The 16,816-nt window shown below is 35.7% G+C and carries 11 protein-coding genes, 1 pseudogene and 1 other annotated feature; of the genes and pseudogenes, 3 read left to right on the top strand and 9 right to left on the bottom strand.

All coding sequences use genetic code 11. The features are described 5' to 3' along the window. Position 1 precedes the first annotated feature (1 nt). The 7 genes and pseudogenes from pheS to lepB form a co-directional block, all read right to left on the bottom strand. Entirely contained in the window at positions 2-1,048 is a 1,047-nt protein-coding gene (gene pheS / locus BCR26_RS03245; protein ID WP_069697537.1) for a phenylalanine--tRNA ligase subunit alpha, read from the bottom strand. Between the two features lie 190 nt (positions 1,049-1,238). Beyond that, the gene (tnpA, locus tag BCR26_RS03240) at positions 1,239-1,715 is read right to left on the bottom strand and encodes an IS200/IS605 family transposase (RefSeq protein ID WP_069697536.1); all 477 of its coding nucleotides are present in this window, start codon (positions 1,713-1,715) and stop codon (positions 1,239-1,241) included. A 131-nt stretch (positions 1,716-1,846) separates the two neighbouring features. Further along, positions 1,847-2,041, bottom strand: a pseudogene (gene tnpA / locus BCR26_RS03235) (IS200/IS605 family transposase); the annotation flags it as partial. 150 nt (positions 2,042-2,191) lie between these two features. Then, positions 2,192-2,407 (bottom strand) — a binding site (T-box leader). 41 nt (positions 2,408-2,448) lie between these two features. Further along, positions 2,449-2,793: a winged helix-turn-helix transcriptional regulator gene (locus BCR26_RS03230; protein WP_069697535.1), complete on the bottom strand. Its 345-nt coding sequence runs from the start codon at positions 2,791-2,793 to the stop codon at positions 2,449-2,451. A 74-nt stretch (positions 2,794-2,867) separates the two neighbouring features. Then, entirely contained in the window at positions 2,868-6,674 is a 3,807-nt protein-coding gene (gene addA, locus BCR26_RS03225) for a helicase-exonuclease AddAB subunit AddA (RefSeq protein ID WP_069697534.1), read from the bottom strand. Next, on the bottom strand, positions 6,667-10,242 hold the full coding sequence (locus BCR26_RS03220; RefSeq protein ID WP_069697533.1) for a PD-(D/E)XK nuclease family protein: 3,576 nt from the start codon (positions 10,240-10,242) through the stop codon (positions 6,667-6,669). The genes addA and BCR26_RS03220 overlap by 8 nt, the downstream gene beginning before the upstream one ends. A gap of 195 nt (positions 10,243-10,437) precedes the next feature. Next, complete coding sequence (gene lepB, locus BCR26_RS03215; RefSeq protein ID WP_069697532.1) at positions 10,438-11,004, bottom strand: signal peptidase I; 567 nt, start codon at positions 11,002-11,004, stop codon at positions 10,438-10,440. Positions 11,005-11,290: 286 nt separating this feature from the next. Here lepB and BCR26_RS03210 point away from each other — a divergent pair, with 286 nt between their 5' ends. Further along, positions 11,291-11,707 (top strand): hypothetical protein, encoded by a 417-nt coding sequence (locus tag BCR26_RS03210; RefSeq protein WP_069697531.1) that lies wholly within the window; start codon positions 11,291-11,293, stop codon positions 11,705-11,707. A 386-nt stretch (positions 11,708-12,093) separates the two neighbouring features. Continuing rightward, positions 12,094-12,333, top strand: coding sequence for a hypothetical protein (locus tag BCR26_RS03200; RefSeq protein WP_069697529.1), 240 nt, complete (start codon positions 12,094-12,096; stop codon positions 12,331-12,333). Positions 12,334-12,443: 110 nt separating this feature from the next. Here BCR26_RS03200 and BCR26_RS03195 read toward each other — a convergent pair whose 3' ends face one another. Beyond that, positions 12,444-13,793, bottom strand: a complete 1,350-nt coding sequence (locus BCR26_RS03195; protein ID WP_069697528.1) for a glucose-6-phosphate isomerase — start codon at positions 13,791-13,793, stop codon at positions 12,444-12,446. 159 nt (positions 13,794-13,952) lie between these two features. Next, on the bottom strand, positions 13,953-15,299 hold the full coding sequence (gene gdhA, locus BCR26_RS03190; protein WP_069697527.1) for an NADP-specific glutamate dehydrogenase: 1,347 nt from the start codon (positions 15,297-15,299) through the stop codon (positions 13,953-13,955). 136 nt (positions 15,300-15,435) lie between these two features. Here gdhA and BCR26_RS03185 point away from each other — a divergent pair, with 136 nt between their 5' ends. Further along, positions 15,436-16,722 carry a BaiN/RdsA family NAD(P)/FAD-dependent oxidoreductase gene (locus tag BCR26_RS03185; RefSeq protein WP_069697526.1) on the top strand — a complete coding sequence of 429 codons (1,287 nt, stop codon included), beginning with the start codon at positions 15,436-15,438 and terminating at the stop codon, positions 16,720-16,722. Positions 16,723-16,816 lie beyond the last annotated feature (94 nt).

The following is a 16,816-nucleotide window of genomic DNA, read 5'->3' as shown; positions in this document are numbered from 1 at the left end:
TTTACTCCTTTACCTTAAACTGATTTAAAAAGCGTAAATCGTTTTGATAGAAACTTCTGATATCATTTACACCATAACGTAACATAGCCACTCGATCTGGTCCTAAGCCAAAGGCAAAACCGCTATATTCAGTTGGGTCAATACCAGACATTTGCAGAACATCAGGATGAACCATTCCAGCGCCTAAAATTTCAATCCAACCAGTATGCTTACACACATTACAACCGGAGCCACCGCATTTAAAGCAGCTAACGTCTACTTCAACAGAAGGTTCAGTAAATGGGAAGTAGCTAGGGCGCAAGCGGATGTTACGGTCTTCACCAAACATTTTTTTCATTACCACTTCAAGTGTCCCTTTTAAATCACCCATTGTAATTTCTTTATCAATAACTAAGCCCTCAATTTGGTGGAATTGGTGACTATGCGTGGCATCATCTGTATCACGACGGAAAACTTTTCCTGGAGAAATCATTCTCAGTGCACCTTTTGAAAAATCATGCTTTTCCATTGTCCGAGCTTGAACTGGCGATGTATGGGTACGAATAAGAATCTCATCAGAAATATAAAAAGTATCTTGCATATCGCGAGCAGGATGGTCTTTAGGTAAATTCATTCGTTCAAAGTTATAGTGATCTGCTTCCACTTCATAACCTTCAACAATTTGGTAACCCATTCCCACAAAAATATCTTCGATTTCTTCCATTACTTGCGATAAAATATGGCGAGAACCTTGGGGGGTCTGCTTTCCAGGTAAGGTTACATCCAATGTTTCCTTTTCTAACGCAGCATCTAAAGCAGCCTGTTCCAGTACTTCTTTACGATTTTCAACCGCTTGCGCTAAATAATCTCTAATTTCATTTGCAAAACTCCCTACTACAGGACGTTCTTCTGCGGGTAGCTCTTTCATTCCTCGCAAAACCTCTGTAATTGGACCTTTTTTACCTAATATTTCTACTCTGATTTGGTTTAGTTCCTTAAGATCAGCTACTTTCTGAATTTTCTCAAACGTCTCATCTCTTAAAGATTCTAATTGAGCTTTTAATGTCATTCTTCTAATCCTTTCTTGGTGTAATCATTCAACTGAGTGGTTGTTTCATTTTTGACAAAACAATCAGCACCACCCGTGAGAACGGGTGGTTTGCTCTGCGGGTGAAACCCGCTCTTACCGGCCTTGGTCTAAAGACCTACTGAATCAGTTCGCCTTCCGCACCACATTCCCTCCTAGTTCTTAAAGAACTTTATTTTTTCTTTCTTCTGTTTCCTTGTCCTGTGAACGGATCTACCTCTTCAAATAAACTCAGTTGATCCAATTGTTTATCCTCTGTTAATTGATTTCTTATATACTCCTCAATTCTTTTTTGATTTCTTCCTACCGTATCCACATAATAACCACGACACCAAAATTTTCGATTCCCATACTTATACTTCAGATTTGAATGTTGGTCGAATATCATCAAACTACTTTTTCCTTTTAAATAGCCCATAAACGATGACACACTTAATTTTGGTGGGATACTTACTAATAAATGAATGTGATCTTTACAGGCATTTGCTTCGTGTATCTCTACCCCTTTTCGTTCACATAACACTCGTATGATTTTTCCTATACTTTCTTTGTACCTTCCATAAATAATTTGTCTACGGTATTTTGGCGCAAATACTAAGTGGTATTTACATCTCCATACGCTGTCTGCTAAGCTTTGTTTGTCATTCATGACATGGCCTCCTTTAATACGGATGCGAGCGGTTGGCGAACCTCTTTCATCTTAGCATTTTAGGTGGCTTTTTTTATACCTCGCTGGAAGCTCTCTGGAACCACCGGCACAGCCAGTGGTTTTCAAACATACAATAAATGAATGTGATCTTTACAGGCATTTGCTTCGTGTATCTCTACCCCTTTTCGTTCACATAACACTCGTATGATTTTTCCTATACTTTCTTTGTACCTTCCATAAATAATTTGTCTACGGTATTTTGGCGCAAATACTAAGTGGTATTTACATCTCCATACGCTGTCTGCTAAGCTTTGTTTGTCATTCATGACATGGCCTCCTTTAATACGGATGCGAGCGGTTGGCGAACCTCTTTCATCTTAGCATTTTAGGTGGCTTTTTTTATACCTCGCTGGAAGCTCTCTGGAACCACCGGCACAGCCAGTGGTTTTCAAACATACAAAAAAACTCGTCCCTTTAAAAGGAACGAGCTATCGTGTTACCATCCTACTTCACAACAAAAATTGTTGTGCACTCAATTTTAATAACGGTTTTCACCGGTTTGATCTTTTTTATAGAACAAACAAACTCTGGAAGTGAACTTCATTTTTAGATAACGTAATCTGTTTTCAGTCTTAGACAGATTTTCCCTTTTTCGTATCAACCAAACTACTCTTTTCCATCAACGTTTCGTATTATTCAACTGTATTTAGTGTACAAGAACTTCATCATTTGGTCAACCGCAATCTTCAGTGTCTGCCCATTTTTCTGCCCATACTTTAATTTGCTTCATTGCCAACTGTAAATCTAGTCCTTTGTCAGTAAGAAAATATTCTAAACGACTACTTTCATTACAACGAGCAGCCTTCGTAATAATTCCTTCTGCTTCTAACTCTTTTAAACGTTCCACAAGTACTCGATCACTAAGCATCGGAATTTGCTGTTTTAATTCACTAAAACGTTGAGGACTTTTTTCTAACAAAACGTCAATGATTAAACCATTCCATTTTTTTCCTAATATTGAAAAAGCTTTTTCAAATTTCGGACATAGAGTATAATCAGTAGTTTTTGTTTGCTTCATCTTCTTCACCTCATAGCACAAGTATAGCATAAACCTTACAATTTGTAAGCTAAGGAACCTTCCAATGGACGATCCTACATGCGCTCAACAACTTCTTGTTTCTCCATATCGATGATCGCTCCAGCCGTTAGCAAAATAAGATAGATTTGTTCAACAGGTTTTTCAGTAGCTTGAATCAGAGCTTTTTTATATAAATTTAACTGACCTTGATAACGCTGAATAACTTTTTTCAATGCCACCGGATCTTCAACATTCACCATAAAATCAGTCTTGTAATCATATAAAATACAAGTTTTTTCTTGTTCAATAAATCCGTCAATAATTCCGTGAATCAATAAATCATCCTCTTTTTGGTCAGGATAGTCTTTAATCAACTCTTCAGCTTTCATTAACATCGAAAAAGGTTGTTCTCGCTTCACTTTCGGAGCATTTTTAATTAATTTTTGTCCAAAATCTGTTTGGAAAAATGCCAATATTTTATTTACATCGATTTTTTTACCTACAGCTTCTTGAATGATTTTGGTTTGAATCAACCCTTCTAATAAAGTAGTCACTTTTTCAAACGTTGGTTGTTCCGAAAGATCCACTAGCTGTAACAAATAATGTGTTGCTGTTCCAATTTCGGCCGCTGAAGGTTGTCTGACAGAATCAATAAATTGCGGCTTACGCAAACTTCCTTCAACCATTCGATTGACAATTTGTGACGTACTTTTAACATCGCTGTCACTTAATTCTAATTTACCAATTTCTTTATTGTCTGGATCTTCAAAAACACGTTTAATTTCTGACACCGATTGATAGTTTGTTGTTTTCGTTGCTAATTGATAAGGATAAAAGAAATTGAGTCTTTTTATTCCTCGTTTGGTTATCGATTTATCTTCAGCAATAACTTGGCGACTCTCTCCACTGTTAGCTTCTATAAAATTTAGTTTAGAAAACGATTCTTGAATCGCCGTTTCATTCATAAAAGAAATTGAAAAGCTCGCTGGATGACTACTAATTTGAGTAACTTTCGCTGTATCATAAAAATGTTGAAACTCATCCATTTTCTCATGACGAATTAACGACATTCCTACCCAATTCATCAAGCTGCTTTTGCCCTGCAAACGATTTTCACTCGGCAACGTTTTCCCTTCAAAAGAACTAGCTTTAGCCCACTCTTTCCAAGTTGTTTCTTGATCATTGTAGGAACCGACTAAATAGAGTTTTTGCTCCGCCCGGGTCAAAGCAACATATAATTTCCTCATTTCTTCTGACAATAGCTTCCTGAGTTTCGCTTGCTTAATTGCTAAAAACGGCAGGGTATCATACAAAATACGGTCTAAAGGAGCCATAAAGCGAATCCCCACGCCTAAACGATCATCAAATATATACCGTTCATTTAAATCACCTAAGTTAAATTCTTTGGTCATATCTAAAACAAAGACAACTGGAAATTCTAATCCTTTACTGGCATGAATGGTCATTACTCTAACCGCATTTTCTTCGCTTAAAATAACAGGTTCTGCTAAATCCTTATCCTTCTCCTGCATCTTTTCAATAAAACGAACAAATTGAAAAAGGCCTCTAAAACTTGTTTTTTCATAACTGCCAGCTCGATCAACTAGCGCATACAAATTCGCCTGCCGTTGTTTTCCCGATGACATTCCGCCTACATAATCTAGATACGCTGTATCCCGGTAAATTTCCCAAATTAAAGCGGCTATTTGCTCCCTTCGAGCTAATTCTCGCCATTTGCTAAGGTGAGAAGTAAAACGAAGCAGTCGCTCTTTTAACTGCCAATTCCTTTCTTCTTCCTTCGTCTTCTCGAGAAAAAGCATTAAAGCCTCATAGAAGCTTTTCTCTTTGGCCGCTAAACGAATCGTTGCTAATTCATTTTCTTTTAAACGAACAATCGGCGAACGTAAAACAGCCACTAAAGGAATATCTTGATAGGGATTATCAATGATTTGTAATAACGAAACCATCACTCTAATTTCTGTTGCTTGAAAATAATTTTGAGCATCGTTTACTTGGATCGGAATCCCAGCCGTTTTAAAAGTCTCAAGAATCGTCAAGTTATTTTTTTTGGTTGGTGTTAACAATACAATATCTTTATAACAAATAGGCCGGTTTTCTTTACTAGATTTATCATAAATTAGAAACTGACTGTCTATCAACTCTCTGATTTTCAAAGCAGTCATATGCAGTTCACCTTCTGTTTTATCTTCCATCGTCACTTCTAGTTCAGAAGAAAGGTAAGAAGGTAGCTTTACTCGTTCATTTGTTTGTTCAGATTTCTTTTCATAGATTAAAAGTTCTGTGTCATAGTTCTCTGCTTCTGGGAATTGATCAAATCCGTTAATAAGTTTTGCTGCTTCATCATACTCAATTTGCCCCACTCGTTCATCCATCAGTTGTTCAAAAATTAAGTTTGTAAAATCCAACACATTTTTTCGGGAACGAAAATTCTCAGCTAAAACAATTCGTTTTCCTTCTTTATTTTCCCCATATTGATTATATTTTTCAATAAACAATGTTGGGTCCGCTAAACGAAAAGAATAAATGGATTGCTTCACATCCCCAACCATAAAAAGATTGCCCTCTGTTGGATTGGGACGGCGTAACCAGTACAAAATCGTTTCTTGCAACCTGTTGATATCCTGATATTCATCTACCAATACTTCATCAAACTTTTGGCGATAGTAGTTAGAGGCTTCCGATGCAAGCCATTCCCCTTCTTGCTTGCTGGCAAGTATGGCTAAAGTAAAGTGCTCCAAATCGTTAAAATCCACTAGCCCTTTTTTTAGTTTTTGCTCTCCGTAACGATCGATAAAAGCTCTACCTACACGAGAAATTTCTTCTGCTAGAGGGTAAGAAGCACGCATTACTTCTTTCATTTTTTCAGGTGAAATCGTGAATAAACTACTGACAAGATCCTTCAATGCTTTTTTATTTTGTTCTCGCAAATCCTTAGCTTCAGCTGAAACTTCTTTCAGTTCTTCCACTCGAATACTTGGATAACGCTCAAACGTAATCTTTTGAGAAAACTCGTATGCTGTTTCCAATTCATCATCATAAATTGAGGCTGCTAATTGTTCAAATAGCTGTTTTTCATTTTCAGCAAGGGTCAAAATTTTACTTAATTTTTCTTCGCCTGCCACCATTCGAATCATCGCTTCATAACGTTCAACCGAACGAATCAAGACTTCCATGGCCTGTGGTTTCAGATATTCTTGAAAGAGAGGCAGTGCTCCTAGTTCTTCAGTTACTTTATACGCATTGGCTAAGGAGTCTAACCATTCACTGGGATCTGGATTGGCTTTGGCAAAATCATAAAGAGAAAAAATCAGTTTCGTTAATCCCTCATCATTTCGATCATTAGAAAAATTACTCGTTAACTGGTAAAAGCTCTCTTGATTGCCTTCATAAAACTGTTCTCTGACCTCATCCCACACGTCTTCTTTCATTAACAACATCTCTGTCTCATCCGTCAACATCCGAAAAACGGGGTCGATTTCAATCAAATAATAAAAACGACGAATCACTGTTAGACAAAAAGCGTGCAACGTACTAATATTTGCTGTCGGTAATAATGTTAGCTGTCTAGAAAAATGGCGTTTCTTTTCTGAATCAATTTCACCATTCATTTCTTTTTGAAGAGCTACTTGAATTCGCTCTTTCATTTCCTTCGCTGCTGCTTCCGTATAAGTTACAATCAGCAACCGATCAATATCAACACCACTTTTTAGTTTTTCGATCACTCGACGAACTAATACCGTTGTTTTCCCTGAGCCCGCAGAAGCAGAGACAAGAATATTTTGTTCCCCATCAAAAACAGCTTGCCATTGATTATCAGTAAATTGCTCATGTTCTGGTCTTAAAGGAATCCCTTTACTCATCTGCCTCGCCTCCTGATTCTTGTTCCATCAAACGACGCATAACTTCTTTTTTATTCATCGTTTCCAATCGATGGTAATTGTTTTCTTTTAACATCACATCAAACGTACAAACACTCCTGAAAGGACAAAAGCGACAAGCCACTCTTTCTTTCCCTTGATAAGCAGGATTGAGAGTAATTTCTCCACTAGTTATTTTATTTCCTGCCTCAATAAATTTGCTACGATTATGGGACAACAATGCCTCTAATTCTGATTCTGTCACAAATTTATCTTCCTGCCTTCTACCTGGCTTAATTAACTCTTTTGCTGATTCTTCAATAGGAAAAACGACAGAGCTTTGCTTCGCTTCCAAGCTCTTATCCAAATGATCCAATAAGTGTTGGTCATTTAACATAATCCCGTCCAATTGATATTTCTTTAGGAGCTGATTTTCTCTTTTCTCCTCTTCCTCATAAGAAAGTATCGGATTATGAACATGAAGATAAAAAGAACCAGCTGGCTTAGCAGAGCCGCCAATTAAATTCACTGCCTCCATCATTGCTACATCCAAATAGGTCAACATTTGCATTGCCAACCCATAGTAGGCTTCGGAAATATTGAATTTTTTGTGACTAGACTTATAATCAACTACACCAAGATAGGTTGCTTCAGGCGTAACCAACTGATCTAACCGATCAATCTTGCCTCGAACATGAATTTTCCCATTAGCTTGCAATGGTAACTCTAACCCTTGAATACCTTTTTGAGAAGCTATTTGACCGAATAAGACTTCTGTTTGTACTGTTGTCATGCCACTTCGCTCACTTTGTTTCTTTAAAGCCCAGCTAACTTTTTTTATAGTTTGTCCCAGTTGAAAACGAATATAATTCATTCGACTCGTTGAATTCAAAATAGAAAAACGCGCTTCTCCAAAAATTGATTCTAACACTTTCTCGGTAAACGCCGTAACTTCTTGTTCCGATAGCTGAGATAGTTGCTGATCGGTTGTTAATAAGAGCTTAAAAAACTGATCCAAGGCTTCATGAAAAAAATCACCTGTAGCTGCTGCTGAAAGCCCAAATATATCCCGCTCCTTTAATCCCAACCCAAAGCGAGAAAAATATTGATACTGGCAACGATAAAAACTTTCCATTCTAGAAACAGAAGTATAGATCTCTTTACCATAAAGATTTTCAGCTAACTCATTTTCCAAGTTTTCCGGAATATTTTGATGCGATAAGCTTTCAAAAATCCCTTTAGCAAAGCTAGCATCTGGTTGGCGAAAAAGCTCTTTTTCTAGTGCCAACCACAACGGTAACATTGGCTGTTGCGTTTCTTGCTTCTGCCGTTTCAGATTCGTTAACTCACTAATTAACGTCCTAAAAGTCCCTACATGTTGAATACTAATTTCTTCATTATCAGTTATTGTCAATTCATTCTTTTCTTGGATAACAATCCCTAAAGCTTGCTGAATCCTCAGAAGATATGCTGAGGGCTTAATATCTTGAGCAGTATCTTTCGTACTTGGGTAAGAGAGATAAAGACGTTCTGTTGCAGCACTAAACATTAAATATGCAACAAAAGGTTCCTTCGCAATCATTTTCCCCGCTTCTTTTACTAAAAACTGGTCATCTTCGAGAGTCTCATTTACGAATAATCGTTCTTCATCTGAGAGCAGAGTCTTATTTTCAATTTTTTGTGGAAAAACTTGATCTGTGAAGCCAATCGTAAAAATAACCTTCGCTTGTCCTGGTCTAGCTAAGTCAATTGAACGAACTTGGACTTGATCGATCGCTGTAGGTACTTTACTATAACGAAGTCCTTCTAGCCCACTTGCTAATATCTCTTTAAACGTATCGAAATCAAAAGCTTCTTCCCCGTAGATTGTTACATATTCGTCTAATAAAGTCATCAAGGCATCCCACGTCTGTTCGTGATTTTTGCCAATCTCTAATTGACCTTTTTCAATCGCCTGTTGACGCCACATCAATAACTGTTGCTCAACGCCTACTTCTACTAAAAAACGATAAAAACTATCTGCACCATTTGCTCCTGTTTTTGCCCCTTGCATTTCCTTAAAAAAGTTGGGCAATTTCTGCTGAATTGACTGACGGATTTGATTGGATTCTTGCTCGACTCTTTCTGTATCATCTAGCTTTTCCGCTTCAAAATCATAACGAATAAAATGCCAATCCTCTTTCCTCGTCCAATGGTAGCCTTCATAACCATAGGCTAAGACTACATTCTCTGTTATATCAACTTTTCTGCGCCAATCATTGCGCATTTCTACCCACTCTCGTTGTTCCTTAGTTGTTGTATAAGGAATAAAAAGTTCTGTTCTTAAAAAACGCAAAATATGTTTGTAACGATAATGATAAGCTTCTACATCAAATAAAGCTTGAATAAATTCTACTAAAGGATGTTGCTCCATTGCCATATCTCGGTCTAAATAGACGGGAACTTGATGGATAGAAAACAACGGTTCAATAAGGTTTTCATAACAATCCAACTCTCTTGTTAAAAGTTGAATATCTTTATAACGATAGTTCTCCTCTACAACTAACCGACGAATTTCTTTCGCCACATGATTTATTTCTTCTTTTAAATTTTCTGCTTTCCAAATTTTCAACGGTTCTTGCACTAGATTCGTCAATGGCAGTGCTCGGTGATCTTTTTGTGATGTAATCCAATACTCGTTTAGTTGCTTAAGTATATCCTCTTGTATAAGATTCTTTTCAGTTTCAACATAATCTGCTAAAATCGCTACCTGATTCCTTCTAGCTAATTGATACAATTGAAAATAGGTATTTCCTGTTTCATAAAACAAGTCGTTCCGTTCTGGCTGAGATGTTGCATATTTTTTGTCTAATAACAGCGATATTTTTACTGCGCCACCTTTTTGTAACAGAACTTCAATCAACTTGTACTCTCTAGCCGTAAAATGATGATACCCATTAATAATAAATAATACGTTACTTAAATCTTTTGACTGCAAATAATCCGTTAAATGATTAACAATTTCCGTTGACTTTAAACCATATGAAGCCAATTTTTCTTCGAATTTCGAAAAAATAAGACGAATATCTTGAATTTTCAATTGAATATCTAACTGCTTACTTTCTAGATTTCCTTTTACCAAAAATGGCTCAAAATCTTCTATTTGAATATTGCCTTCTTTCATTTCTTGATACAAGTCAAATAACTGTTGAATAAAACCAGCTTTATTCATTTCACCACGAAAAACTTTAAACTCTTGCTGATTTTCAGATAAAATTTTTCTGAAAATCATTGCTGCTCCTGCTTCTGTTAAGACATCTGAACTATAATATTGCGTATGTTGTAAAAAATACCAAGCCAAACGATAAAAACTGAAGACTTGTAAACGCATAGTTGTAACTGATTTATCTTCACTTCTTTGATTATTCTTTATTCTTTTTAATACATTAATTTCTTGTTCAAACTTCATGTGGTTTGGCACAAGATAAAAAACTTCCCTATCAGAGTCAGCAGCTAACCACTCAATAGAGTCATTGACTAATTTTTCTTCCAAATCCATCATTGCTGTACCACGAATAAATTGTAAACTCACTGCCTCCACACTCCTTTTTAGACGATAAAATAGCTAGGTTTAGTGTACCATATTCACTCTTTCTTTTCTTTAGGAATCATCAAAATTCACGCTCGTTTTCTTATCTAAAAAAGAGATAGAAACAAGGCTCCCACTGAGCTTAATTTCTATCTCTCGTACTTTTTAATCAACGCATTTTAGCCTTATAAGTTCTAACTATTTAGCATCACTTTTAACACTTGGAATCATTCCGAAACGATCTAAAGGCCACATGACGAATTTCACATCACCCATAATTTCCTTCTCATCAATAAAACCAATAATTCGACTATCTTTTGAATTTTGACGATTATCGCCTAAAACAAAGAGCTTTCCTTCAGGAACTTTTTGAGCACCTATTTCTGCTAAACTAAAATTGTCTGTAAACAAGGTTCCCTTAGGCATTTCACTTTTAAATTGATCTAAGTAAGGCTCTTGGATTTCTTCTCCATTAATATAAAGCACATCGTCTCTATACTCTATCGTTTCTCCTGGTAAACCAATCACTCGCTTGATATAATTTTTATCTGCATCATCAGGTGCATGCAATGTCACAATATCAAAACGGTTAATTTTTGTATTTTTTAACGCAATTACTCGCTCGCCATCTGCTAAAGTAGGATCCATAGAATGCCCTTTAACAATCACGGGAGTAAAAACAAATTGTCTTAATAAAAATAAGAACAGCGCCAATGCGGCGAAAAAGACTACAGACTTTATAAACTCTTTAGATTTCAATATCATTCCTCCAAAAATTCTTACTTTCTATAGTTTACCACAAATTGATTAAAACCAAAAAGAATCTTTCTTTCTAAAGCGATTCTTATTAATTATGCGCAAAAAACTAATACAAAACGAATTAAACCTTCATAATTTTAATGAAACAATAACTATTGTCTAGTCTTGATTGCTATAGGTCTATAGAATCTTTTTTTCTTAAAAGAAAATCAAGATTTCAAGAAAAAAAAGATGACTAGATAATAAACATTTGATAAACTATAGAAAGTATCATTTTACAAGGAGGGATAATGTGTTTATTTCATTCAATTTATTTGTTTTACTAATTTTATTAACCATTGTGATGATTGCACTAATCGTCTTCTTAACCTTTACTGGCGGTCCTTCTCGAAAAGAAAGACAACAGAAAAAAGCAGAAACGCTTCATTCAATACCTGCTCATGATGAGAATTCTGCTACTTTAATAGAAACAACACCTGATTCAACTGTTACAGATGTTCCTTTTCTTAGAAATAAGCAACCTGAAAATAATCCCTCGCTTCCGCAAGCAAACAAACCAACTTATGGAGGCAATGATTTTTACTACATTTCTAAAGAAAGCAATCCTCAAAAAACAGATACTGTTGGAGAAGATGATCCTTTTTCAATTTTACCTTATCCTAAAGAACAATTAGATTCCCATCAATCAGATAAAAGTCATACTGAATAAGTGTGGCTTTTTTTCAAACAATTTAACAGATAGCGGAGGATTGTATATAATGATTATTTTTGCTTTCTTCTTGTTAATACTCGTCTTGGATCTATTTCTTTTTTCTTTGTTTAAGGTCTGGAAAGATAGTAGTCAATCCAAATACTATCGCTATTTATTTCTCGCCTTTCTAATTCCTGTCTTTCTAGCCAATCTTGCCCTGCTTTATCCAGTCGTTTGGGTTATCGTATTTGCATTGTCATAACGTAGTGCACTCAATTACCATTACTTATCATTTTAATTGACTATTCTTCTTAGAAATAACTATTTTTTAGCATCCTATTTCTGGAAACTATTACAGAAAATTGCTATACTTTTTTTATACTAAAAAAGAAAGCAGGATTATTATGCCAAATTATGGACATGTTTCATCATCTGAAGAAGTTATTGGTTCTTTTCAAAAACGATTAGACGAGCTTAAACATACACTAAAATTGGATAAACTTACTATCACTGATTCTTCTAACGCTCAAATCGCATCCTATAGAGTTGTAGGAGAAGAACTAATTGAATTAGAATATGTAAACAAAACATTTCGTTATATTCATCCTTCACAGTTTGATTTGAGAATTGATACAACTAGCTAATTTCAATTAAAAAATTGACTTAAAACAACATTAAAAAAATAGAGCATAGAAAAAAACACTCAAATGAGTGTTTTTTTCTAAATATTTTTATTGTAAGAAAAGAATTTCAACTATAGGCGTGCATTCAATTCTTTCGCTAAGTCTTCAAATCCTGGTTTGCCTAATAAAGCAAACATGTTTTTCTTGTACGCTTCGACTCCTGGTTGATCGAATGGATTCACTCCATTTAAGTAACCAGAAATACCAACCGCTATTTCAAAGAAATACATTACATATCCTAATGAGAAAGCATCCATTGCTGGAATTTTTACGATTAAGTTCGGCACTCCACCATCCGTATGAGCTAATAGCGTACCTTCAAATGCTTTTGTATTTACATAGTCAATTTCTTTTCCTTGTAAGTAACCTAAACCATCTAAGTCTTCTTCTTGTTGAGGAATTGAGATTGAATGACGAGGTGTTTCCACTTTTACCACTGTTTCAAATAAATTACGCATACCATCTTGAACATATTGTCCCATTGAATGTAAATCAGTAGAGAAATCAGCTGCTGCTGGGAATATTCCTTTTTGATCTTTACCTTCTGATTCACCATACAGTTGTTTCCACCACTCAGAGAAGTAATGCATTCCTGGTTCGTAATTAATCAACATTTCTGTTGTTTTCCCTTTACGATATAAAATATTTCTTAAAGCAGCATATTGATACGCTTGGTTTGTTTTTAAATCAGAAGTCGCTGCATATTCTTTACGCGCCTCATTTGCTCCGTTCATTAAAGCATCAATATCTGCCCCACTAACTGCAATCGGCAATAAACCAACTGGAGTTAAGACAGTAAAACGTCCACCAACATCATCAGGAATCACAAATGTTTCCCAACCTTCAGCATCTGCTTCAACTTTTACCGCACCTTTTGCACGATCCGTTGTTGCATATATGCGTTTGTTCGCTTCTTCTTTACCATATTTTTTCACTAGCAACTCTTTAAACACTCTAAATGCAATTGCTGGCTCTGTCGTTGTACCAGATTTAGAAATAACATTTACAGAAAAGTCACGATCACCAATTACATGAATCAGATCTGCTAAATAAGTTGAACTGATGCTGTTCCCTGCAAAGAAAACTTGTGGCGCTTTACGTTCTTCGCTAGACAACATATTCGTAAATGAATGATTTAAAAATTCAATTGCCGCTCGAGCTCCTAAATAAGAACCACCAATACCAATAACAACTAACACTTCTGAATCAGCTTTGATTTTTTCTGCCGCTTTTTTGATACGAGCAAATTCTGCTTTATCGTAATTTTCTGGTAAATCAATCCAACCAGTAAAATCACTTCCAGCACCCGTTCCTTCTCGTAATGCTTTGTCTACTGCAGTGACTTGCGCCTGCATATATTCCAATTCATGGTCTGCAACAAATGGTGTTAAATTGGAATAATCCAATTGAATGTGTGACATTCTTTCTCCTCCTTGAAAGTAAAATTACTACAGTACTACTTTACGTTCTTTTTAAACTTTTTTCAAGCATATTCTAAATAATAATAGTCATCTAAAAGCAAAGAGGACTGGTTAATATTAAAAACACAGCCCTCTCTATTTTTCATTGCAAAATGACGTTTAAACTAGTCCTTGACTTAACATCGCTTGAGAAACTTTTTCAAACCCAGCAATGTTTGCACCTAAAACAAGATTTCCTTCATCACCATATTTTTTAGCTGTATCACGACAAGTTGTATAAATATTTTTCATAATATCATCCAACATACCATCCACTTTTTCAAAGGACCATGATAAACGCTCTGAATTTTGGCTCATCTCTAAAGCTGATACCGCTACACCGCCAGCATTTGCTGCTTTCCCAGGACAATAATGAACACCTGCAGCATGTAAAACATGCACAGCAGCTAGAGTACATGGCATGTTTGCCCCTTCAGCAACAATTTTCACACCATTTTTAACCAATATATCTGCCTGTTCATCATTAATCTCGTTTTGAGTCGCACAAGGCAATGCAATATCACACTTTTCTTTAAAATTCCAAACGGATTGCCCTTCATAATAAACTGCTTCTTTGTGTGTTTCAACATATTTTGCAATACGTTCACGTTTCTTTTCTTTCAATTCTTTCACTAATTCAACATCAATACCATTGGGATCAAAAATAAAACCGCTAGAATCTGAACAAGTTAAAACCGTTGCACCAAGTTCTTTAGCTTTTTCCATTGCATAGATAGAGACATTTCCACTGCCCGATACAAATACTTTTTTACCAGCAAATGAATTGTTAGAATCTTTAAGTAAGTGTTTAACAAAATAAACCGCACCGTAACCAGTTGCTTCCGTTCTTTCTTGGCTTCCCCAGTAGCCTAAAGGTTTTCCAGTCAATACGCCAGCATCATAGTTGCGTAATCGTTTGTATGTTCCATATAAGTAACCAATTTCTCGTGCACCTACACCAATATCACCAGCAGGAACATCTGTGCTTGGTCCGATATGTTTTTGTAATTCAGTCATAAAACTTTGGCAAAAACGCATAACTTCTCCATCGGATTTCCCTTTAGGATCAAAGTCACTTCCACCTTTACCGCCACCGATTGGTAAACCAGTCAAGCTGTTTTTAAAAATTTGTTCGAACGCCAAGAACTTCATCACACTTAGATTCACACTTGGGTGAAAACGTAAGCCACCTTTATAAGGTCCAATTGCAGAATTATACTGCACACGATAACCACGGTTAACTTGCCACTTTCCTTGATCATCTTGCCACGGAACTCTGAACTGTATAATTCTTTCAGGCTCAATCAGTATGTCTAGAATATTCGATTCAATAAACTGAGGATTTTCTTTTAGAAAGACCTCTACTGTTGGTAAAAACTCATCAACTGCTTGAAGATACTCCGTTTGATTTTGGTCTTGCTCGTGAATTCTCTTCTGAATACTTTTTACATACTGTGTTGCTTCCATTTAATCACCCTCTCATTGTTGTAATCCTATTTTAACCTAATTTTTGAAAATTTGCACAAAAATTTGCATAATATTATCAGAAAATCAGAAAAATTTTAGAATTTATGGTAAACTACCATTGAACTGGAGGTTTCTCATGAAAATTTTTGATGTAATTGTTGTTGGTGCAGGCACCAGCGGCATGATGGCAGCAATCGCTGCAGCAGAATCAGGCAGTAAAACGTTACTGCTCGAAAAAAACAAACGCTTAGGAAAAAAACTATTAATGACTGGTGGCGGTCGCTGTAATGTCACGAATAATCGCCCGACTGAAGATATTATTGCTCATATTCCAGGAAATGGAAAATTTTTATATAGTGCTTTTTCACAATTTGATAACTATGACATAATGAACTTTTTCGAATCTAACGGAACACATTTAAAAGAAGAAGATCACGGTCGGATGTTTCCAGTATCAGACCGTTCTAAAACAATTGTTGATACCCTTTATAAAAAAATTGAAGAACTTGATGTAACTCTGTATACAGAAGCTAAAGTAGAAAAAATACTACGCAAAGAAAATCAAATCATCGGTGTTCAATTAGCTCACGAAAAAATCTATGCGCCCTGTGTCATTCTCACTACAGGTGGCAGAACCTACCCTTCTACAGGCTCTACCGGAGATGGCTATAAATTAGCTAAACGGTTAGGGCACACAATAAGTACCTTGTACCCTACAGAATCACCTCTTATTTCAGAAGAGACCTTTATTAACAAAAACGAATTGCAAGGCTTATCTTTACAAGATGTCTGCCTATCTGTATTAAATACAAAAGAAAAAATAGTTGTTAGTCACCAAATGGATTTACTATTCACTCATTTCGGATTATCTGGCCCTGCTGCTTTACGCTGTTCAAGCTTTGTTAATCAAGAACTACGAAAAAACAACAGTCAACCTGTTACGCTCTCTTTAGATGTCTTTCCTGAAATAAGTCTGTCCGACTGCAAAAAGAAGGTGGAAAATAAATTAGAAGACGAACCAAATAAAACAGTAAAAAATGCTCTTAAAAACTTAATCCCAGAACGGCTACTGACTTTTTACCTAAATAAGCTTGCTTTAGCAGATATTGCTGCCAAGCAAGTAACAGAAAAGCAAGTTGAAGAATTTTCTAGCCTATTGAAAGGATTTAGAATGTCTGTCGTAAAAACACTTCCTATAGAAAAGTCTTTTGTAACTGGCGGCGGTATTTCTTTAAAAGAAGTGAACCCTAAAACGATGGAGAGTAAGCTGGTTAGTGGACTATTTTTTGCTGGAGAATTACTAGATATTAATGGTTATACAGGTGGCTATAATATTACTGCTGCTTTTGTTACTGGTCATACTGCTGGTAAACATGCTGCTGAAATTGCAGAATACACCTATTTACCGATTGATGAAGAGTAATCTTTTTCTGTCAAATAAATAAATACTCTATTTTTGAGAATAAGCAAAAAATGGATCAACTTTAAAAAAATCAAATTATGAAGAAGAGTACATG

The organism is Enterococcus rivorum (assembly GCF_001742285.1).
GTDB lineage: Bacteria > Bacillota > Bacilli > Lactobacillales > Enterococcaceae > Enterococcus_L > Enterococcus_L rivorum.
Note: the sequence above shows the minus strand (reverse complement) of the source record. Positions and strands in the feature narration are given on the sequence as shown.

Excerpts from the sequence above, each read along its gene's own strand:
- gdhA (WP_069697527.1), bottom strand. The coding sequence starts at position 15,299 with ATGGAAGCAACACAGTATGTAAAAAGTATTCAGAAGAGAATTCACGAG.
- BCR26_RS03200 (WP_069697529.1), top strand. The coding sequence starts at position 12,094 with ATGCCAAATTATGGACATGTTTCATCATCTGAAGAAGTTATTGGTTCT.
- pheS (WP_069697537.1), bottom strand. The coding sequence starts at position 1,048 with ATGACATTAAAAGCTCAATTAGAATCTTTAAGAGATGAGACGTTTGAG.
- lepB (WP_069697532.1), bottom strand. The coding sequence starts at position 11,004 with ATGATATTGAAATCTAAAGAGTTTATAAAGTCTGTAGTCTTTTTCGCC.
- BCR26_RS03230 (WP_069697535.1), bottom strand. The coding sequence starts at position 2,793 with ATGAAGCAAACAAAAACTACTGATTATACTCTATGTCCGAAATTTGAA.
- tnpA (WP_069697536.1), bottom strand. The coding sequence starts at position 1,715 with ATGAATGACAAACAAAGCTTAGCAGACAGCGTATGGAGATGTAAATAC.
- addA (WP_069697534.1), bottom strand. The coding sequence starts at position 6,674 with ATGAGTAAAGGGATTCCTTTAAGACCAGAACATGAGCAATTTACTGAT.
- BCR26_RS03185 (WP_069697526.1), top strand. The coding sequence starts at position 15,436 with ATGAAAATTTTTGATGTAATTGTTGTTGGTGCAGGCACCAGCGGCATG.
- BCR26_RS03195 (WP_069697528.1), bottom strand. The coding sequence starts at position 13,793 with ATGTCACACATTCAATTGGATTATTCCAATTTAACACCATTTGTTGCA.